Genomic DNA, 20,211 nt, shown 5'->3' with positions numbered 1-20,211 from the left:
AATGCTGAATTTAATTTTAATTGATGATGATCCCGATGAGGCTTACATCATGCGTCAGGCGCTAAAAAAGGTCGATGATGACAAAACACTTACGCATTTTGATGATGGTAGAGAGTTTGTTGCATCCATTGACGCTTTTGCAAATACAAACAGCTTAGTGTTACTCGATTTGAATATGCCGCAATGCGGCGGCTTTGACGTACTAAAGTTAATTAAACAAAATAAACACGCGACTAATTTACCGGTCGTGATATATTCTAATTCAAATAGCCCTCATGATATTGAATTGTCGTATCAGTATGGCGCTAATTCCTACGTTCGAAAGCCACAAGGCTTAAATGAAACCATTGAATTCTTAAGCTCGCTGTTGAATTACTGGCAAAGGATCAATAAAACATGAATGATCAACAAAAGTATAAATCTAATCATCTGATTTACTTGCTTGAAGATGATAGCGATGATGCTTACCTGATTAGGAATGCATTAAAGAGTGATAAAATTATTAGTCACTCAATTATGACTTTTGATTCACTGACGAAACTGGTTCAAGCGCTCGAAAACTTTAAGCCAGACCTAATTATTATGGATTTGAACGTCACGGACAGTGATGGTTTTAATACCATGTTAACGGTAAAACACAGCGCCCAAGCTGTGCCCATTGTAGTGGTGACTGGAGTGGCCGATGAAGCCATGGGCGACCGTCTGATTCAACTTGGGGCGCAAGATTATGTGCCTAAATCAGAGCTTACATCGTCGCTATTGCAGCGCGTAATTCGCTTTTCTAAAGAACGTCATCACCTTTTACAAATACTTGAAAATTCAGCAAATCGTGATGCGCTAACCAAATTATATAGCCGTAAAGCACTGGATTTAAAACTTGAAGAGCTGGTTGAACACGCACAGCGTTACGGTGAAATGTTTGCCATTTTATTTATCGATCTGGATAACTTTAAACCCATTAATGATGAGTTTGGCCATGATGCGGGCGACCAGTTGTTGCAGCATGTCGCTAATCGCTTAACGCTATTTAGTCGCTCCACAGATTTTGTTGCGCGTTTCGGTGGCGATGAATTTGTTACTTTGCTGCCGCACGTTAAAAGCACTGCTGATGCTGAGCAAGCAAGTCAACAGCAACTCAATGCCATTTGTGATGAGTTTTATATTACTGACGTTGATGGTCAGGCACAAAAGGTCGCACTTTCTGCGAGTATTGGTTTTGCCTTGTATGAGCAAGATGGCTACACCGTTGCTGAGCTTATTAAAGCTGCCGACACCGCGATGTATAAAAATAAACGTAAGCACGATTAATTAAAGTGTTTGCTGATGGGTCAGAAATAAACGGTAAATAACCGCCAAGGTGACGCTCTACTGATAAAACGTCAGTCTTGGAGGTTAGTTGTTAATTACCTAGAACGTATTGCTAATTCAATTTAATCGTAATAATCAAAGTGGCTATCGGCAATTTGCTTGTTGAGCCTAGCTTCGTCTTTTAATAATTCTATACGCTGCCAAGGTGATAACCGTTTTTTACGGTGCACTTTCATTGGCGCTGGTTTACCCGATGTGTAGGAGATTTGATATTTAACTTCCAACTCATCATCATAGTCAAAATCAGATACGTCAATATCCATTTTTTACTACCTTCTATCTCATTGCTTCGTGTTTGTTAACAACGATTAAGGTTGATAATACCGGCTAAAAAGCCGCTTTTTTACTTGGTGATAAACTGTTAAAGCTATTGCTTTTTGTAATCGCCAATAGAAATTTTTTCCATAACTTTACAGCGTCAAGGGTGGCGGTTTCATCGCTGTTTAATTCTGCGACAAACATCGCCTCTTCGGCATTTTCTGGCGATAACAAGCCGTTATGCAGGCCATATAAGGTATCACCGTATTTAATCAGCTCTTCTGATTCGCCAATGCTGAAATAGCCGCTGCGTGACAAACCATAAGGAAATGTGTCGCTGGCATAAAACGGTATTTTGCCTTGTCGGATTGCCGTTTCCATTAGTCTTCACCTAAACCCACATACGCGAGTAATTCACTGTATGTGGCGAATGTGTCAAATCCTGACCCTTCAAGCTCGGTATTCACACAGTTCAATAAGTTGGTCTCATGCTCGCCGTCATTTTCCGCTAGAATATCTTGGCAATATTCCAAGTAATTTAACGCAATTGAAGGCGGTGCCTTTGTGCTATTTTCAGCGATAACAAACGTCGAGCTAAGTGATACAATCAAACCGAGCGCGACCATTTTAGTGAGTTTCATTGCCAGTCCTCTGGGTTAACTTCTGCGCTAAATTTAGGGCTTGTTAAGCGAAATGAAAAGCAAATAATTATTGTCGATATAACAAAAAATCTTTAAATTATTGGCTGCGGTTTTAATACTAATTTGCTTAATTAATAACGCTGTTTTGTGGCAATAAAATATCGTTGATGTAACGACTTTTATTTTATTATCTATTTGTTTTTAATTTAAATTTTAAATCAAGTGGCTGCGGGTTTTATCTCTCTAATAGATTAAGTGTTAGTGCGAATTGGTTTACTAGGTGAAAGTATGGATATTAAGGTTTTTAAGACGTTTATCGCGGTTGCGGAAAACAGGCATTTTGGCAAAGCATCTGAGCAGTTATACATTACCCAAGCTGCGGTGAGTGCACGCATAAAACAACTTGAAGAATTTTATGCCACGCCGTTATTTATTCGCGATAAAAATAATCTAAGCTTAACGCCTGCGGGTAATGCGTTACTGCCTTATGCTCATCTAGTGATTGAGCAAATCGCACAATCAAAAGCTATGGTGGGCTTAGCCAGTGAGCAAAAAACGGTATTTAATATCGCAGCAACCCCCAATGTATGGGATGCATATTTGTGCTCTCGCATAAATGAAATGAACACGGTATTTGACTCGGTTGTGGTCGGTACGGAAATTTCAGTGCGAGAGGCAATCCAACGTAAACTTGATGATAAAAGTTTGCAACTTGCTTTTTTAACTGACCCCATTAAAGACAGTGATTTTATTAATACTCATGTTGGTGATTTTGATATTTCGCTGGTTGGCAGTTGTGCTGAATTCAGTGAAACATGCGACAATTATATTTATGTTGATTGGGGCATTACGTTTGCCAAAGAGCATGCTGCTCAGCATAAAGTGCAACCGAGTCATCGCACCTCAGCAGCAACCATAGCGTTAGATTTGATGTTGGCCAATGGTGGTTTTGCGTATTTACCGAGTGATCTAGTCAAACCCTATATATTAGAAGGGCGTTTATTCAATATAGACAGCGCCATGCAGTTAAAGCGACCAGTTTATTTAACCTATAAAAAATCAGCGCCACATTCGGCGCTGACAGATGAGCTTTGTAATTTACTCGCAAATAGCTAAGCGTATTAGCTATAGGAATTTCCAACGGCGAAACATCACTAATGCAACAACACCTATGCCTGTTAACACACCGCAAAACCAATAAAAGGCATGGGGGTTATCAACACCAGGCATGCCGCCCACATTAATACCGAATAACCCGGTTAAAAAACCAAGTGGTAAGAAAATACCCGCGATAATCGACAGCATGTAGGTATTGCGGTTCATCACTTCACTGTTAATTTGTGCAATACGATTGTTTATTACGTCGATTTGCGCAATGTAGAAATCAATGGTGTCGACAATACGAGACAAGGTATCAAGCTCGGTCGCAAGCTCTACATGATAGTCATTAAATGCTGCCACATTGTTTTTACTCAATGCCGATAGCGCATACAATTGCGGCTTTAAAAAGCGATTTAAACGCAGTAATTTACGGTGCTTAACACTTATTTCAGCAATGGCGTCTGAGCTAAACGCATCGTTATCTTGTGCGTTAATAAATTGCTCAATTGGCTCAATTACAGATTCAATTTTGGCATTTAGTTGACTTAATAGCTCAATTACCAAAGATTCAAGGGTATCGGGTCCTTTATTCTTCTTTAACTGAGATGCCACTGCTTCAATTGCACGTAAGCGCTGAATGCTACACGTAACAACACGCTCTGGCGTGTAAAGCAAACGCACAGTTAACATATCGTCTGGCTCTTTTCCGGCATTTAGGTTTACACCTCTTAAAATAAGGAAAAAGCTGTTCTTATCAATTTGCTGAAAACGCGGTCTTGTATCGGTGGCAAGCAGTGATTCAATAATTGATTCATCAAAACCAAGGGACTCTAACCAATGCTCAAATTCAGCCGATGAGCGATCACAGTGCACCCAATAATTTTGCTCTGCTAGTTGCTGTTCTGAGGTAACAGCATTAGGTCTGTCGTTATGATTGAGTTGCCAACCTTCAATTATAAAATCATGCTTCATGGTTATTTCCTAAGTTAGCTGTTAGTTTTGTTAGTCGTATTAACAATATTAAGCGTGCCATCAAGATGAATATCACGCTGCGGGAATGCAATCGTAATATCTGCTGCTTTAAACGCTTCGTCTAATTCAAATCGAATATTGCTGGCAACTAATCGTAAGCCACCTTCAACTTGCGAGTTAATCCAAAAGTACACTTCAAAAAGCAGCGAGTTATCGCCAAAGTCTTGGAAAAAAACTAACGGTGCACGGCCATCTTCGTTTAGTGTTTCTGGTTGCGCATTCGCGACTTCTAACATAATACGTTTTACACTTTGACAATCAGTGCCATAGGCAACACCCACAGCTACGGTGCCACGCACTAATTTGTCGCGTAAGGTCCAGTTGGTCACTGTGTTTTCTAATAGCTTGCTATTAGGGATCAGCATGTGAACGCCATCAACACGGCGAATACGTGTTGAGCGGGTATTAATTTCTTCAACCACACCCTTTACGCCTTCAACTTCTAAAAAATCACCAATGCGGATTGGCTTTTCGCCCATTAAAATCCAACCACTAATAAAGTTATTGATAATGTTTTGTGCCCCAAAACCAAAACCAATCGCGATTGCACCTGATAAAAACGCAAATGCAGTGATCGGTACATTGATCATCGAAAGGGTTGTCATAAAAATAATCGCGAGCGCCACCACATACAAAATACGCTGTACTAAGTGAATAATATTAGGATCTTTATTTTTCTTAGTAAGGCGTTTACCAATCATTTTTATAATGAAGTGGGAAAGCCAAACACTGGCGATTAACCAAAGCGGAACGGCGAGCACTTCAATCAGCGTGACAACACGTTCATTAAATTTAAATAGTGGGAAATTGAGCCAATATTTAACTTGTTCTAACATTAATAAGTCCTTGTTAGGGGGAGTTTTTTGCTATTTTACAGCAATCAGTATGCACAGGAAAATTTACAATCCGTGTTGCTTGCAGCTAGCACGCAGCGCCACAGGCGCATACGTCTAACTGCATTACTGTTAACTTTGCGAGGCGACAAAGCCGTTTGCAGGATCAATGAAAAAGTGATCGCCCATCGCTTGTCGACCTAATAACATTAGATAGGTCATATCTGAGCGATCGGTCAATGTTATTTCAATATTCCATTTATGTTCGCCAAGTATCGCAGGCGTTTTAATTACATAGCGCTGTTCGGTCATGCCATTCGATGACTTTACTTTGCGAATATCATGCAAAATAGCGGTACAGCGTACGGTTTTGTCTACGTTATGAATTTCAGGGTGAATATCAAACGATACCGCTGGCTTTTTATCCAATTTAGTTCGTTGAATATTATCAACATGCAACGATGACGTTTGTGCGCCTGTATCTACGCGCACTGTCATTTGCGTAATGCCTAAATCGGGTAGATCAATATTTTCTACATGGCCGATAATTATTCTGTTATTCATAGCAATCCTTCACTGTTTACAATATGGTTCACAAGTTCTTCTTCAACACTGCCAATATGTTCGGCAATCTCTTCATCATCTTCTTTAAAGTAAGCAATGTGGTACATGGCTTCGCCTTCTTGCACCAAGGGTATATTTTGTTTACCTATGATGACGCCACTTTTGTTTGCCAGCACTTCCGTTAGAATCTCGCCATAGGGGCTACCGATCTCAGCAAGCACTTGGCCTTTTTTAACTTGGTCACCCAAGTTAAATAAATGGGTGACAATGCCACTGCTGGTTGCGCGTACCCAACCACTGTTATTGGCAACAAATTGGTTAACCGTTTTTTTGCGTGCTCTGCCTTTTGGAGTCATTTTCAAATGGCGCAGTACATTAACGATGCCTTTAATGCCGGCGCGAATTGAAAACTCATCAAATCGCAGTGCTTCTCCCGCTTCGTATAACAACACCTTGGTACCGTTATCAACCGCAGCATCACGCAATGAACCATCGATTATTTCCGAATTTAAAATTACAGGTGCACCGAATGCGTTAGCAAGTGTTAAGGTTTCTTCATCCGCTAGTTGCGCCCTAATTTGTGGCAAGTTTGAACGGTGAATAGCACCTGTATGCAAATCAATACCATAGTCACAGTGGCTAACAATTTCTTTTAAGAAAATATTAGCGACACGTGCTGCCAAAGAGCCTTTCGCCGAACCTGGAAAGCTGCGGTTAAGATCGCGTCTATCAGGCATGTAGCGGCTTTGGTTGATCACCCCGTATACATTCACCATAGGCACAGCAATTAAGGTGCCTGCTGAAATTTTAAAGCCTTTTAAATTGATAAGGCGTCTGATGATTTCAATGCCGTTAAGTTCATCACCATGCACCGCGGCACTGATGAACATTGTAGGGCCTGCTTTTTTACCGCGAATAATATGTACCGGTAAGTGCACATCAGCATCGGTGTACAATTTAGCTACTGGCAAATCAATTTTCTTTGTTTCGCCAGGCATAATTGTGTGTTCACCAATAATCAATTCGTTCATAACTGTTCCAATCGCGTTAATTAACCTTGTCCTTTGGTTTTTGTTGAACCAGACTTAGCTGTCTTTTCAATAAACTCAATGAGCTTACCTGCTACGTCTAATCCCGTTGCGTTTTCAATGCCTTCAAGGCCTGGAGATGAATTTACTTCCATTACCATAGGGCCATTATGTGAGCGCAGTAAGTCTACACCGCAGAAGTTAAGTCCCATTACCTTGGCAGCGTTAACCGCAGTTGCACGTTCTTCTTTGGTTAATTTAACAAGTTCAGCACTGCCACCACGGTGTAAGTTTGAACGGAATTCACCTTCTGCACCTTGGCGTTTCATCGCTGCAACAACACGGCCACCAACAACTAAACAGCGAATATCAGCACCGCCAGCCTCTTTAATATACTCTTGCACGAGAATGTTAGCTTTTAAGCCCATAAACGCTTCTATAATGCTTTCTGCTGCTTTTGCTGTATCAGCGAGTACGACACCAATACCTTGGGTACCTTCTAGTAGTTTGATTACTAAAGGCGCACCACCCACATTTTTAATTAAGTCTTTAATGTTATCTGGCTTACTTGCAAATCCTGTGCGCGGCAGACCAATGCCTTTACGCGACAGTAACTGTAGTGAGCGTAATTTGTCGCGAGAGCGGCTAATCGCTACCGATTCATTGACGTTAAATGTACCCATCATTTCAAACTGACGCGCAACCGCAGTGCCATAAAACGTAACTGATGCACCAATACGCGGAATAATCGCATCGTATTTTGGTAGCTCTTGACCATGGTAACGCACCGCAGGGCGACTACTGGTGATATCCATGTAGCAATGTAATGTGTCAATAACATCAACCTCATGGCCACGTGCGATACACGCTTCTTTTAAACGGCGGGTTGAATATAGGTTTTCATTTCGAGATAAAATAGCAATTTTCATAATTTGGCATCCTTATTTTGGCGTTTATTTGTCCAATCAAATTTATGTTAGGAAAATTAGTTGAAAATATCTAAAAAGAAAAACAAAATAAAAATTACAATTTGATAAAATAATTTTATTAAAAGGGGTGTTTTCGAATGAAAATTGAGCTTTTAACGACGTTTTTGGAAGTGAGCCAAACCTTACATGTGCGAGTCGCAGCCGATAACTTATACCTAACGCAAGCCGCTGTTAGTAGCCGTATTAAACAGTTAGAAGAAGAGCTCGGTGTGCAGTTATTTGATCGCACACAAAAACGTTTAAAGCTTACCGCAGAAGGCCACCGCCTTGTTAAACATGCCAATGAAATGCTAATTATGTGGCAAAAGCTGAAACAAGATGTCGGCGTCGCTCAGCCTAACGCTTATCAATTGTTTGTTGGTTCAATGATGTCAATTTGGGACATTGTACTGCAGGATTGGCTGCAAAAAATTCATCGTAATCTAGACGATGTTCACTTATTTACACAAACATACTCACCGTTAGAGGCTAGAAAACAAGTGGTTAGCCGACTAGTTGATATTGCCTTTTTGTTTGAACCACCGTTTATTCAAGATATCGTAAATGAAAAAGTAGCTACAGTGCCTTTGCAGTTAGTGTCGACTGACCGCGATGTTACGCAAGACAATATTGAGAACATGGTTATGGTTGATTATGGTGAGTCGGTAAATAGTCAAATTTTACGTGATTACAGTGAGTTAAATGCTATTCGCCATCATATGAGTCAACCGCGGATCGCGTTAAACTTTATTTTAGAGGCATCAGGTTGTGCCTACCTACCAAAACAAATGTGCTTTGAGCATATTCGCAAAGGTAAATTACATGCGGTTGAGGGTGCACCTGAATATAGCCGTGATATATATGCTATTTACCTTGCGAAAAGTCATAAGAAGCAGTTGGTGCAAGATGCGCTTATGTTATTCCCTTACGTGCGCAACTAACGTGTAAGTTGGAATTTTTAATAAATTTAATTTATCAAAAATTAGATATTGAATATTTATTTTTATTGTTGCTTGTAAGTTAACCGTTTTAAAGTCAAAATTTTGAAGATTTTTTTCACCTTATTTTTTCGTAGGCAATGTTTTGTTTTTATTTAATAATGAGCAAAAACAAAAATCGTTTTTAGCGTCTTTATGAATAATCCGAAAATCCGTCAAGTGGGTATTCTTACCGAGTCAGAAGAAATAACCCATTGGTTAGCGTGCACACTCAAGCTTACAACGCTGTCGTTTGATAGTATATGCATTCTCAATAAATCGAGTGATATTGCGAAAAATAGCCCGTCGCTGATCATTGTTACCGAGCGTAAATTCAGAGCACTGTACAATTATTTGAATAAAGCAAACACGTTACTGCCTGTGCTGGTAGTAACGCGCGACTTTAATGGTTTTAGCGTGCCAAACGCCAATCGTCTAACTATCGATTTGTTGCCATTACCTGCAGCTACTATTGGTTTGCTTGAACACAGTATTAAAGCCGTGTTTCAAGACTTTAAGCTCAATCAAGAGCTAACAAAGCTTGCCCACTATGATGCATTAACGGGCGCTGCAAATCGGTTATTATTTCAAGACCGCTGCAAGCAAGCGCTTAAAATGGCAAAGCGCAATAAGCGAGCGGTTAGTTTATTGTATTTTGATCTCGATGATTTTAAACCGATTAATGATACTTACGGCCACGATATAGGCGATGAGCTATTAAAGCGATTTGTTAAAATTGTTTCTTCGGTTAGCCGAGAAACTGATACGTTAGCGCGGCTTGGCGGCGATGAATTTGCCTTGTTGCTGCCGGATACACCAGAATCTGAGCTGACGCAGTTTTGTCAAAAAGTGGTGCAGTGTTTAGCGCAGCCGCAGCAACTAAATGAACAGTTAATTGAGATAAAATGCTCAATAGGCGCTGTCTCGACCTCAAAAGAAGAACATGTAACCTTAATCCCGCAAAAGCTTATCAAGAAAGCAGACCAAGCAGTTTATCGAGCAAAAGAAATACAAGGCACTAGCTTTGTTATTGTTTAAAAGTGTTTTTTTGTGATTGTCGACTAAAATTTTGTTATGGCCTAGACACGAATTGTGCATCTTGTTGCTTGAAAACGGCAACGCATCTTAAATGTGCTTGCTAAAACCAATAAACTGTTCCTAATATAGTGGCGTTTTATTTTTATATGCCGAGAATTAGCTGCGTGAGTAAACTTTAAACAGTGTAATGTGCAATAGCATGCATTATTTTGAGGCTCGCAGTGTTTATCTGTTCATTATTAAACGAGGTGCTTAATGTTTTTAAATTGGGTGAACAAAAGCGAATTAGAAAAACTACAACTAGAAAACCAACGCCTAAAACAAGAAAACGCCGAATTAAACCAAGTGATAGCACGTTCTGAACAGGACAGTTTGGGAATCACCAGTGATTTAGACATGCTATCGGAGCGTGCGCAACATCAAGAATCTTTGTGTAAATTGTCGCTGCAATCAGGTGAATTACTCAGTCAAATTCGTGAAAGTTTAGCGGCTTCTTCAGCCGAATTAATCGCACACCGCGATGACTTTAACGCGTCGCAACAATTATTTGATCAAATAAAAGACATGCTGGCTTCGACAATTAGTGCGACTTCGGTGATTTCTAATGACTCACAGCATGCGTCAAATTCAGTAGACGAATTAAATGAAGTGACCAAAGGCATTAATGATTTCGTTAATATTATTAAAGGGATCTCTGATCAAACGAACTTGTTAGCACTCAATGCCGCAATTGAAGCCGCACGCGCGGGCGAACAGGGTCGCGGTTTCGCCGTTGTTGCGGATGAAGTGAGAACCCTTGCCCAGCGCTCTGCCGAAGCCTCAAACGAAATTTCGGTATTGATTGAACAAGTAAACAGTCAAATGAAAGATGTAGTGACTAGCATTAGCGGCGTTGGTGAAAAGAGTATCAAAATCAAAGACAGTACAGGGTGCATTGATAAAACCGCTAACCGTATTGTTGAATTTTCGCAAAATATGTATACCGTTATTACCAACTCAACCGCCGATGCATTTTTACAAACAGTAAAAATGGATCATGTTGTATGGAAAATGGACGTGTACCAAGTAATGTTGGGGTTATCTAATAAATCACCAGAGGATTTTGCGGATCATACTATGTGTCGGTTAGGAAAATGGTACTACGAAGGTGAGGGTAAGAGTAAGTACACTGACTTTTCGGCATTCAAAAAACTTGAAAAGCCTCATGCTGAAGTGCATCAAAATGGTCTCGCTGCATTGAACGCAAATCTTAAAGGCGATAAAAGTACCGCTGCTCACCATCTTGCTCTGATGGAATCAGCAAGCTTTGAAGTGGTTGAACAATTAACGCAACTGTCTCATCAGGTGGCAGGTGAGGTTACTTTAATAAAAGATCATACTGAATTGTTTTAATCCATTCTTTGCTTTGGCGGAACAATAATTTTGCCGCCAAAGTAAAAGAAAAACACTCCAAATTACTGTGCGTTTGAAGCGTTAAAATACACTTTAAACGCGCCTCTTAACTCTCCAAGTTTAAAACCTGTGGCTGTATCTTTGGGATAATGCGCTTTGATTTTTCCCTTTAAGTCGTCGCTAATATTTTCGCCATGGCAAGCAAGACACACTTGCCCGGTTGGAATGGCTTTCATAAATTGGTATTCACCGCTTTGTGGGCTTAAGTTTGAATAGAACACTGTTTTTGCAGGCTCACCGCTGGCCAAGCGCTTGGCAAAATCTTGTAATATCGCTATCTCGTCAATATTTGGGGTATTCTGACTATTGCGAGTTTTCAAACTTGTGCGGCTGATTTGCCAACTATGGTTTGAGTATTTTTTGGCTATTTCAGGGGCTCGCTCTTGGCATACCTCAACACCAGCAGAAAGTCCGCCTTTTGCTACGGCTGCCATTAAGGTGGTTTTTAGCTCGCTTGCAAATGCATTGGTGATCTTCTTGGCTTGCATATCTAGCTGTGCTTTTTGCGCGATTTCATCATTAGCGTGGACGACGCCAGCAAATACTATTAAAGGTATTGCACAAGTATTAATCGCTGTTTGTATTCTTGAACGGTTGGTTTCGGTCATCTTGCTACCTATCTGATTTTTTAGTGTCGGTTAAGTTATTTTGGCTTAGCAGGGTTTCGACTTGCCAAAAAGTGCGATTTGAGGTCGAAAATGGCTGATTTACTCTGAACGTGGGGCAGTAAATTTCACTGAATTTATCCCACTTTATGCTGCTTTGTTTAAGCACCTTGCCCATGTGAATGGATGAAAACTCAAGTGCATTAGATGGCAAACAGAACACTATACTTTCACAAACAAGTAGCGACACTTTCGAGCTATTTGCTTTGACATATTGAATGGTGAGCATGAGATGTCCTAAGTGCAGCATTTCATTATGCTCAAGCATGTCACCATTACTTAAATCTAGCGCGGCATAGTTTGGTGTATTTGTTAAACACGCTTTTGCTAGCATCAATTGCCCTGTAAATCGCTGCGCTAACAGATTCACCCACCTTAGTTGGGTGTTGGCATCGCAAGCGATTAACCACCACTGTGTTTCGCACGGGCAGTTTTCAAGTCTCTCAACCATATAGTCGTGTTTTTTCTGATCTGAAATACCTAATGCAATTACCGCACAATAAGGCGTTAACATATCTCTAATTAAATAGGCAATTAGCTGGTTTTCATAAATTATCTCAATGACACCTAAGGACTCAGCCATAGCACTTTGCCTTAGAGTCATTTTCTTTAGAAAATACACGATCATTCTCAATATCAATACGCTGATTAAGCATTAATGTTTGCGGCACAATATGGCTAGCAATCAGCACTATACAGGTTTTACTCAATTGATTAATACGCCGAACCATAAGTGCAATATTGTGCTCGTCAAGCGCTTCAAACGGTTCATCTAGTAGCACCACATCGGGCTTAAATAACAATGCCCTTGCTAGGTTCAGGCGTTGTCTTTCGCCACCAGAGAGCTGTCTGCCACCCGAACCTAGCCATTGCGTTAATGCGCCTAGGTAAGACAAATTAACGTCATTGAGCACCTGCTGTAGTGTGTCTTGCTCTACTTCATGACCTAAAGAAAGGTTCTCAGCCAAAGTGCCATCTAATACGGGAGCTGATTGCCCGCAGTAAACAATGCGCTCATGTAATTTGCCAAAGTGTTGGACGATGGATTGTTGATTAAACGAGATGTCGCCTTGAAATGGCTGTAGCCCGGTGATCGCTTTTAATAACGAAGACTTACCAGCTCCCGAGCTGCCTTCAAATAAATAGCAACCGTGATTATTTATTTCTATAGAAATAGGCAATCGTTGCACGCTGCAAGCGGTTACATTATTAAGGCTCAGCGCGTGAATTGCTTGGCTATGTCGGGTAATTTGGGGTGGCGATGACTGCGCTTGTTGCTGCGCTTTTTTATCGGTTGTATTCACCAGAGCTTTTTCAATATCACCTTGTTTGGCTTGAATAAAATCAACCAGCCCAGATTGTGAATGCAGTAGCTTGCCAAGCCAATCGTTAATGCTTAGCAATAACATGGGCACTAAAATAAATAATGCATTTTGCGATGCCGCGCCAGCATACTGCGTAAAAAGCAGATACAAAGCTAAAATGGCGAAAAGCTGCAAACAGAGTTGGCCGTAAAAAATCGCCTTTTGCTGTGTTTGTTGCGCGTTTAACAGCTGAGAGGTTGATGCAAATTGACTGTTTTTTTGTTGAGTATGTTTGTCTAAAAACTCAGTTTGAAGATGCCAAAGCGGTGAGCTGTATAACTTATCGTCAAATTCAGTGACAAAGCGCTCTTTTTGTTTGGCAATTATGCCCGCTTGTTTTAAGCCAAACACAATGAGCAGCCCGTAAACTAAAACAAAAGCAAATGTTACACACAACATATAATTAAGATGGCTAGGAATAAGCAGGTAAATACAGATATTTAGCAGCAGTAAGGTGATAAACATCGCTGCATTTTGATTTACCCAAGCAATCCAAAGCGCAGCTTGTTGCTCTGTGGTGGTGCTCATTGCCTCAACCTGCGCGCTGTTTTTAACTTGCTCAAGCAAGCTTAAGTTATTCAAACTGGTTGCAAATAGCGCCATGCGTTTGGTTTGTAACGATTTGAAAAAGCCACTGTGGCCAACCAACAAGGCCGCATAACCCGATGCAATGCGAATAAGCGCTAAGGCCCGAATAATAACTGCGGGTAACATGTAATTTAAGCTACTGCCCATCACACTTGCCGCGGCAATAAACCAACTTGAAACCAGCAATAACCCCATTGCCGCTAGGCTATAAGTCACACTCAGTAACTGCGCCAATAAGTTGGTTTTTAATGTATTAGTTTGCATGACAAAGCACCTCACCGAGCTCGTTAATGTGCCAAATATGACTAAACCAGCGTTGTGACTGCGGCTTATGACACGCCCAAATAACGGTTTTATCTTTTAAAACTGCTTCAATTAAACGGCAGAGTCGCTGATGTTGCGCGTCACTTAAAAACGCGGTGGGTTCGTCGAGTAAATACAGGTCAGCATCGCACAGTAACAGCCTAGCTAAACTTAAGCGCTGCTTTTCACCGCCAGAAAGTGGCGGACACTCGTCCATCGGTGTGTTAAGCCCCTGTTTTAAATTTTTGTACCAAGCCATTAGCTCAACTTTTTCTAACATCGCAAAAAGCGCTTTATCAGAGTGTGGGTTATTGAGTGTTAAGTTATCGCGCACAGTGCCGCGCAAAATACAGGGAGATTGTGTCAACAACGCCACTTTTTGTGTGGTTTGATGGCTTGCTTGGCGCTGTTTGCTAAGCGCTTCAAATAACAGCGTTTTACCGGCACCTGAGGGGGCACTTAGCCAAATATGCTGGCCACGCTCAACAAATAAATGTTTGGCAAAAACTGCCGTATTAACAACCTGAAAGTCATGCCAATCTATGCTAGGAGATTGCTGTACATCGGCACTTTGTTGACTGTTACAAAGCACACTGGCCAGCTCTGATGCTGCAACCTGTGCTGCGGCTTTTTGGTGGTATAAATTGCCTAATTGTTTAAGCTCGCTAAACACCATAGGCACAGCGATAAGTAAAAATAAGCCATCGGCAAACACCAGTTTGGGCCCTAAATTTATCTCTTCTAACAGGTTAAACCCAACATAAACGGCAATGAGTGCCATCGACAGCGTCGAAAAAAAATCTAACACAGTTTGGTTTAAAAAGGCCACTTGAAGCACTTTCATGGTGCTGGAATTAAGCGTATTTGAACTTTGCTCAAGGCGCTGTGTTTGTTGCCTGTTGGCAGAAAATACATTGATCAATTCAATGTTGCTAAGGCGATTGGCAAACATACTGCCTAAACGCTCAAATGCCACAAAATAGGTGTTATGTAAGTGCTTTGTGCCTTTGCCTATGATGATCATAAATAGCGGCACCACAGGCAAACACACTAATAAAATAATAAATACAAACCAGTTCACATAAGCAATCACGCCAAATAATAACAAAGGCGCAACCACCGCAAGCCATTTTTGTAATTGAAATTCACTGATAAATTTCACCATCGCATGAAGGTGCTCGGTGCTGAGTTGCTGCCAGTAAAAATGACTATGTTGACGAACCAACGCGTGCTGCCCTTGCTTTAAAGCGCCATGTAACTGCGCTTCTAAATCGGCCAAGCTGCTTGCTTGTAATGCCATTAGGCGGTTATGAGCAAAAAGGTTAAGTATTAAGCTTGAAACCAATACCCCAACTAAAACATTGAGCGTCCATTCATAGTGTGTGTTTACGCTAAAAAAGTGGCTCATAACCAGACTACTTGCATCTCTTGCGAGCAATCTGGCCACTAAAAAGCTAAATGCTGCGAAAGCCGTCAGCTGGCATAAAAAGGCAGAGCTTTTGAGAGCTAACACACCCAGCAGCGCATTTTTTACTTTTTGCTGCTGGCTATGTAATAGCTCGGTAGCGGCGACCTCCATGTCGCCAGTTGCTGCGTGATTGTGTTTAATCATCGCTGGTGTCGTCTCTGTCCATGTCTTCGGTGGCTTCTAACCACATCGCATTAATAATGCCGAAAGAACACGCTAATAAAACACCTAAAATCCAAGTGAAATACCACATAAGCCACTCCTTAATAAATTGTGTGTGGTTTATCTAAATCTTGCGCTTTAATGCGCCCGCGCATCACATAAAAGCTGTATGCGGTGTAACTCAATACAATTGGCACAAAAATACAGGCAACGATAAACATGGTTTTGAGCGTTAAATAACTCGATGTGGCATCCCACACTGTCAAACTTGCGTTTGGCATGCTGCTACTTGGCATAAGGAACGGGAACATGGCAGCGCCTGCGGTTAAAATAATGCCTGCCATCATCAATGACGACATTAAAAACGCCCAGCCACCGCGCTGTTGCTTGCTAAACCATGCAGAGCCCAGCCCCGCAAAAATGCCAAGTACAGGGGCAACTAGCATCCACGAGTAGGTGCTGTAATTGTGAAGCCACGCGCCCGATACTGCTTCAACTGTTTTGGTCAGTGGGTTTGATGTTGCTAAAGGGTCAACGCTAGAGGTGATCACATAACCGTCAATATTGGCAACGACCACACCCGCTAACATAAAGAGCAACACAGTCACTAATGACAAATAGAACGACACAATGCGCGCACGCGCGAGTAAATTCCCCTCGGTTTTAAGTTGCAACCAGTTAGCGCCATGGGTCAGCAACATAGCGACCGATACCAGCCCTGCTAAAATGGCAAACGGATTAAGCAAGCCAAAAAAGCTGCCGGTATAAGTCGGGCGCAAGGTGTTATCAAATTCAAATGGTACGCCTAGTAGTAAATTACCGAACGCCACACCAAAGATAAGCGCTGGCACTAAGCCGCCACAAAATAGTGCCCAGTCCCACGCTGTGCGCCAGGTTTTATTGGGCAATTTACTGCGATAATCAAAGCCGATTGGGCGCATCCATAAAGCAATGAGTGTTAGCGCTAAAGCGATATAAAACCCCGAAAATGCTGCCGCATAAATCAGTGGCCAAGCCGCAAAAATTGCACCACCAGCAGTAATAAACCACACTTGGTTACCGTCCCAATGAGGGCCGATTGTATTGATCATCACGCGACGGTCTTCGTCGCTTTTGCCTACTAAGGTAAGCAGTGCACCTACGCCTAAGTCAAACCCGTCGGTAATGGCGAAGCCAATCAGCAATACACCTACTAAGCCCCACCACACTAAGCGTAAAAATTCATAATCAATCATGATTGTGCTCCTTCAGCCGATAGTTGCGCATTGCCATCGAAAGGTGTGCTTTGCTTTTCTGGCACAGGTCCTTTTTTGGCGTACTTATTCATTAAATAGAAGCCAATAACAAACATCACCGCATAAAAACTGGTATAAGCAATTAAGGTAAACCACACTTCACCCACGGTTAGGTTTGATACCGAAGCATGCACAGGTAGCACCTCGGCAATTGACCACGGTTGGCGACCAAATTCTGCGACAAACCAACCCGCTTCAGAGGCTATCCAAGGTAGAGGTAAAGAAAACAGCGACAGCTTTAATAGCCACTTTGGTTTAGTGATTTGATGTTTAGTGCTGTAATAAAATGCTGCAGCAAAAACGAATAGCATAATAAAGCCCGAGAACACCATAATTCTGAAACTCCAGAAAAGGGGCGCAACAGGTGGAATGCTGTAATTTACCGCTTTTTCGATGGCTTCTTCACTTGGGCTGACAAAATCATTGGTAAATGGCTCTAACAACATGGCATAGCCCAAGTCTTTTTTATGTGCTTCAAACAGTGCTATTTGTGCTTCTGTTGCGTTACCACTGCGCACGGTATCGAGTAAGTTTTTAGCAACCAAACCAGATAAAATACGCTCACGATGCAGTACTTTATGCTCTTTAATGCCCATCACTTCTTCATCAAGCGAGCGCGTCGCGATAATGCCCATTAGCCAAGGAATGCGCACTGCGTATTCAGCTTTTTCTTCTTCATCGTTGGGGATAGCAAACAGCGTAAATGGTGCAGGTGCAGGATGGGTATCGTATTCGGCTTCAACTGCCGCGAGTTTTACTTTTTGCACATCGCCAAGCTCATAGCCACTTTCATCACCGAGCACAATTACTGACAAAATTGACGCTAAACCAAAGCTTGCTGCTATCGCAAATGAGCGACGCGCAAAGGCAATATGCTTATGTTTTAACAGGTAATAGCTTGAGATAGCTAAGACAAACATTGCGCCTGTGACATAACCTGCTGATACGGTATGCACAAATTTAACTTGGGCAACAGGGTTAAACATCACCTCAGCAAAACTGGTCATTTCCATACGCATAGACTCAAAGTTGAACTCTGCGCCTACCGGATGCTGCATCCAGCCATTGGCAATTAAGATCCAAAGCGCCGAAAAGTTAGAACCTAACGCCACAAGCCAAGTTGCCATAAGGTGCCTGACCTTTGACATTTTATCCCAGCCAAAAAAGAACAAGCCAACGAACGTAGATTCTAAGAAAAACGCCATTAACCCTTCAATTGCCAGCGGTGCGCCAAAAATATCACCGACATAATGCGAGTAATATGCCCAGTTCATACCAAACTGGAACTCCATGGTTAAACCCGTAGCCACACCAAGGGCGAAGTTAATACCAAATAACTTTCCCCAAAACTTAGTCATGGTTTTATAGATTTCTTTGCCCGTCATCACATATACCGATTCCATAATGGCCAGCATAAAGCTCAGGCCCAAGGTCAGCGGTACAAATATGAAGTGGAACATGGCGGTAAGTGCAAATTGCCAACGTGACAATTCGACCAATGCTTCATTCATTTCGAACTCCTTTAGATTAGGTTACTTCCTGTTATCGCAGAAAACATACCAACCTTAGGTTTAGTCGATAAATAAATTAAGGTATTGTTTTTAATGGCTAATTTTATATTCCAAAAATTCATTCGATAAAGACAATAATCATTAAGTGACACTTTTGTCAGACAGAATGAGGTTAAAGGACACTTTTGTCACAGCGGCTTTTTTGCAGTACACTCGCTTTAGTTAAACGGTAACAAACTAACTTGGATAAGTGTGCAATATGGCAAATTCGGTGATCCAAGGTTTAATCAATATTATTGATAAACCAGCAATTTTTATTGACCTAAACTATGCCATTGTGGCGGTGAATAACGCCTATCGCGATACCTATCAAACCCCAATTGAGCTGGGTAAAAGTACCTGCTTTGCCATATCGCATAAGGCAAATAAACCCTGCGATCAAATGGGTGAAGCTTGTCCCATGCTCGAGTGCAAAAAAACCAACAAGCCCACCAGTGTCGTGCATATTCACGACACCCATTTAGGTAAGCAATATTGCGATATTGTAATGAAGCCTATTTTTGACGAAAACGATGTTTTAATGGGCTTTGTTGAGATCCTCGATAAAATTGACTTTGCCTCAGTAAAAGCGCAAAAGAATAAAATGCTCGGTCAGTCAGATGCCTTTAAAGCACTGATCAATAAAGTAAACCGCGCTGCCAAAACCGAAATCTCGGTATTATTACAAGGCGAAACCGGCACAGGTAAAGAATTGGTGGCTCGTGCGTTGCACGATGCAAGTAGGCGTAAAGATAAGCCGTTTATTGTTATTGAATGCTCTGGTTTACCAGAGCAGTTATTCGAGTCTGAGTTATTTGGCCACGAAAAAGGCGCGTTTACTGGTGCCACAAGCCAAAAGAAAGGCTTGGTCGAAATTGTCGAAGGTGGCACCCTCTTTTTTGATGAAATAGGTGATGTACCGCTTAATATGCAAGTAAAACTGCTGCGATTAATTGAAACACAAAGCTTTCGTGCAGTAGGCAGCTTACGACAAAAACGTACAGACTTTCGCTTAGTCTGCGCAAGCCATAAAAACCTGTTAGAAATGGTTGAAAAAGGCGAGTTTAGAAAAGATTTGTATTATCGAATTGCCACGTTTCCGATAAATTTACCGTCACTGAAAAACCGCCAAGCTGACATTGCCTTGTTGGCTAAGTTCTTTTTAAAACACTCGGAATTTAAAGACAAACAATTCAGTGAAGCAGCACTTAAAAAGCTCGCGCAATATGCCTACCCCGGTAATATTCGAGAGTTAAAAAGTATTGTATTGCAAGCAGCTATTTTGGCGGATGACGATGTCATTTACGACACCGACATCCCTTTCAAAAACGTAGTTAATTTGCAGCCTACAGCAGAGCCTAACGCAGATTTAACACAGCCAAATTATGACGAGGTATTTGAAGTGCTATCGCTAGAGCAGGCTGAGCAAAACTACTTAGCAAAAGCCATTGAACAGTTCCAAGGTAGCACCGAAGCGCTGGCCCTTAAACTCGGTGTCAGTAGCCGTACTTTATATCGCAAACTCACTAAATATGGTTTGTCGCTTACAAAATAAC

The 20,211-nt window shown here is 41.5% G+C and carries 22 protein-coding genes and 1 pseudogene; 8 read left to right on the top strand and 15 right to left on the bottom strand.

Annotation, left to right across the window (positions count from 1 at the left end):
* Position 1: 1 nt before the first annotated feature.
* The gene (locus C2M30_RS14135; RefSeq protein ID WP_105172095.1) at positions 2-400 is read left to right on the top strand and encodes a response regulator; all 399 of its coding nucleotides are present in this window, start codon (positions 2-4) and stop codon (positions 398-400) included.
* A complete protein-coding gene (locus C2M30_RS14130; RefSeq protein ID WP_100914800.1) occupies positions 397-1,308 on the top strand; it encodes a two-component system response regulator in 912 nt (303 codons plus the stop codon). Before C2M30_RS14135 ends, C2M30_RS14130 begins: the two co-directional genes overlap by 4 nt.
* A gap of 122 nt (positions 1,309-1,430) precedes the next feature.
* On the opposite strand, the gene C2M30_RS14125 is transcribed toward C2M30_RS14130, so the two are convergent.
* The 3 genes from C2M30_RS14125 to C2M30_RS14115 all read right to left on the bottom strand — a co-directional run bounded on the left by C2M30_RS14125 (position 1,431) and on the right by C2M30_RS14115 (position 2,267).
* A complete protein-coding gene (locus tag C2M30_RS14125; protein ID WP_010558190.1) occupies positions 1,431-1,631 on the bottom strand; it encodes a hypothetical protein in 201 nt (66 codons plus the stop codon).
* A 64-nt stretch (positions 1,632-1,695) separates the two neighbouring features.
* Positions 1,696-2,007 (bottom strand): DUF413 domain-containing protein, encoded by a 312-nt coding sequence (maoP, locus tag C2M30_RS14120; protein ID WP_105172094.1) that lies wholly within the window; start codon positions 2,005-2,007, stop codon positions 1,696-1,698.
* Positions 2,007-2,267 carry a hypothetical protein gene (locus C2M30_RS14115; protein ID WP_010558188.1) on the bottom strand — a complete coding sequence of 87 codons (261 nt, stop codon included), beginning with the start codon at positions 2,265-2,267 and terminating at the stop codon, positions 2,007-2,009. Before C2M30_RS14115 ends, maoP begins: the two co-directional genes overlap by 1 nt.
* A 288-nt stretch (positions 2,268-2,555) precedes the next feature.
* Here C2M30_RS14115 and C2M30_RS14110 point away from each other — a divergent pair, with 288 nt between their 5' ends.
* Complete coding sequence (locus tag C2M30_RS14110; RefSeq protein ID WP_105172093.1) at positions 2,556-3,383, top strand: LysR family transcriptional regulator; 828 nt, start codon at positions 2,556-2,558, stop codon at positions 3,381-3,383.
* Positions 3,384-3,392: 9 nt separating this feature from the next.
* Here C2M30_RS14110 and C2M30_RS14105 read toward each other — a convergent pair whose 3' ends face one another.
* The 5 genes from C2M30_RS14105 to rimK all read right to left on the bottom strand — a co-directional run bounded on the left by C2M30_RS14105 (position 3,393) and on the right by rimK (position 7,754).
* On the bottom strand, positions 3,393-4,340 hold the full coding sequence (locus C2M30_RS14105; protein WP_100914802.1) for a zinc transporter ZntB: 948 nt from the start codon (positions 4,338-4,340) through the stop codon (positions 3,393-3,395).
* A gap of 14 nt (positions 4,341-4,354) precedes the next feature.
* The gene (locus tag C2M30_RS14100) at positions 4,355-5,236 is read right to left on the bottom strand and encodes a mechanosensitive ion channel family protein (RefSeq protein ID WP_105172092.1); all 882 of its coding nucleotides are present in this window, start codon (positions 5,234-5,236) and stop codon (positions 4,355-4,357) included.
* A gap of 129 nt (positions 5,237-5,365) precedes the next feature.
* On the bottom strand, positions 5,366-5,797 hold the full coding sequence (locus C2M30_RS14095; RefSeq protein ID WP_010558184.1) for an ATP-dependent zinc protease family protein: 432 nt from the start codon (positions 5,795-5,797) through the stop codon (positions 5,366-5,368).
* Positions 5,794-6,828 carry a succinylglutamate desuccinylase/aspartoacylase family protein gene (locus C2M30_RS14090; RefSeq protein WP_105172091.1) on the bottom strand — a complete coding sequence of 345 codons (1,035 nt, stop codon included), beginning with the start codon at positions 6,826-6,828 and terminating at the stop codon, positions 5,794-5,796. The genes C2M30_RS14095 and C2M30_RS14090 overlap by 4 nt, the downstream gene beginning before the upstream one ends.
* Positions 6,829-6,848: 20 nt before the next feature.
* Positions 6,849-7,754, bottom strand: a complete 906-nt coding sequence (gene rimK, locus C2M30_RS14085) for a 30S ribosomal protein S6--L-glutamate ligase (RefSeq protein WP_010558182.1) — start codon at positions 7,752-7,754, stop codon at positions 6,849-6,851.
* Positions 7,755-7,891: 137 nt separating this feature from the next.
* Between rimK and C2M30_RS14080 the strand changes: the two genes are divergently transcribed.
* The 4 genes and pseudogenes from C2M30_RS14080 to C2M30_RS22150 all read left to right on the top strand — a co-directional run bounded on the left by C2M30_RS14080 (position 7,892) and on the right by C2M30_RS22150 (position 11,200).
* Positions 7,892-8,734: a LysR family transcriptional regulator gene (locus C2M30_RS14080; RefSeq protein ID WP_105172090.1), complete on the top strand. Its 843-nt coding sequence runs from the start codon at positions 7,892-7,894 to the stop codon at positions 8,732-8,734.
* Positions 8,735-8,926: 192 nt separating this feature from the next.
* Positions 8,927-9,808 (top strand): GGDEF domain-containing protein, encoded by an 882-nt coding sequence (locus C2M30_RS14075; RefSeq protein WP_105172089.1) that lies wholly within the window; start codon positions 8,927-8,929, stop codon positions 9,806-9,808.
* Between the two features lie 255 nt (positions 9,809-10,063).
* Positions 10,064-10,744 (top strand): annotated as a pseudogene (locus C2M30_RS22155) (methyl-accepting chemotaxis protein); the annotation flags it as partial.
* 39 nt (positions 10,745-10,783) lie between these two features.
* Positions 10,784-11,200 carry a CZB domain-containing protein gene (locus C2M30_RS22150; RefSeq protein WP_394226146.1) on the top strand — a complete coding sequence of 139 codons (417 nt, stop codon included), beginning with the start codon at positions 10,784-10,786 and terminating at the stop codon, positions 11,198-11,200.
* A 62-nt stretch (positions 11,201-11,262) separates the two neighbouring features.
* Here C2M30_RS22150 and C2M30_RS14065 read toward each other — a convergent pair whose 3' ends face one another.
* From C2M30_RS14065 to C2M30_RS14035, 7 genes are read right to left on the bottom strand one after another with little or no spacing between them, the layout of a single operon-like run.
* Positions 11,263-11,868 carry a Tll0287-like domain-containing protein gene (locus C2M30_RS14065; RefSeq protein WP_105172087.1) on the bottom strand — a complete coding sequence of 202 codons (606 nt, stop codon included), beginning with the start codon at positions 11,866-11,868 and terminating at the stop codon, positions 11,263-11,265.
* A gap of 4 nt (positions 11,869-11,872) precedes the next feature.
* A complete protein-coding gene (locus C2M30_RS14060; RefSeq protein ID WP_105172086.1) occupies positions 11,873-12,508 on the bottom strand; it encodes a hypothetical protein in 636 nt (211 codons plus the stop codon).
* On the bottom strand, positions 12,501-14,141 hold the full coding sequence (locus C2M30_RS14055; RefSeq protein WP_105172085.1) for an ATP-binding cassette domain-containing protein: 1,641 nt from the start codon (positions 14,139-14,141) through the stop codon (positions 12,501-12,503). The genes C2M30_RS14060 and C2M30_RS14055 overlap by 8 nt, the downstream gene beginning before the upstream one ends.
* Positions 14,131-15,792 (bottom strand): ABC transporter transmembrane domain-containing protein, encoded by a 1,662-nt coding sequence (locus C2M30_RS14050; protein WP_105172084.1) that lies wholly within the window; start codon positions 15,790-15,792, stop codon positions 14,131-14,133. Before C2M30_RS14050 ends, C2M30_RS14055 begins: the two co-directional genes overlap by 11 nt.
* Positions 15,785-15,901 (bottom strand): cytochrome bd-I oxidase subunit CydX, encoded by a 117-nt coding sequence (cydX, locus tag C2M30_RS14045; RefSeq protein WP_010603848.1) that lies wholly within the window; start codon positions 15,899-15,901, stop codon positions 15,785-15,787. The genes C2M30_RS14050 and cydX overlap by 8 nt, the downstream gene beginning before the upstream one ends.
* Positions 15,902-15,911: 10 nt before the next feature.
* Positions 15,912-17,045, bottom strand: a complete 1,134-nt coding sequence (gene cydB / locus C2M30_RS14040) for a cytochrome d ubiquinol oxidase subunit II (protein WP_105172083.1) — start codon at positions 17,043-17,045, stop codon at positions 15,912-15,914.
* A complete protein-coding gene (locus C2M30_RS14035; RefSeq protein ID WP_105172082.1) occupies positions 17,042-18,616 on the bottom strand; it encodes a cytochrome ubiquinol oxidase subunit I in 1,575 nt (524 codons plus the stop codon). The genes cydB and C2M30_RS14035 overlap by 4 nt, the downstream gene beginning before the upstream one ends.
* Before the next feature lie 259 nt (positions 18,617-18,875).
* Here C2M30_RS14035 and C2M30_RS14030 point away from each other — a divergent pair, with 259 nt between their 5' ends.
* On the top strand, positions 18,876-20,210 hold the full coding sequence (locus C2M30_RS14030) for a sigma-54 interaction domain-containing protein (protein WP_105172081.1): 1,335 nt from the start codon (positions 18,876-18,878) through the stop codon (positions 20,208-20,210).
* Position 20,211 lies beyond the last annotated feature (1 nt).

Origin of the sequence: Pseudoalteromonas sp. T1lg24, from assembly GCF_002964745.1 — a bacterium.
GTDB classification, from domain to species: domain Bacteria; phylum Pseudomonadota; class Gammaproteobacteria; order Enterobacterales; family Alteromonadaceae; genus Pseudoalteromonas; species Pseudoalteromonas spongiae.
This window is presented reverse-complemented; position numbering and strand designations above follow the sequence as displayed.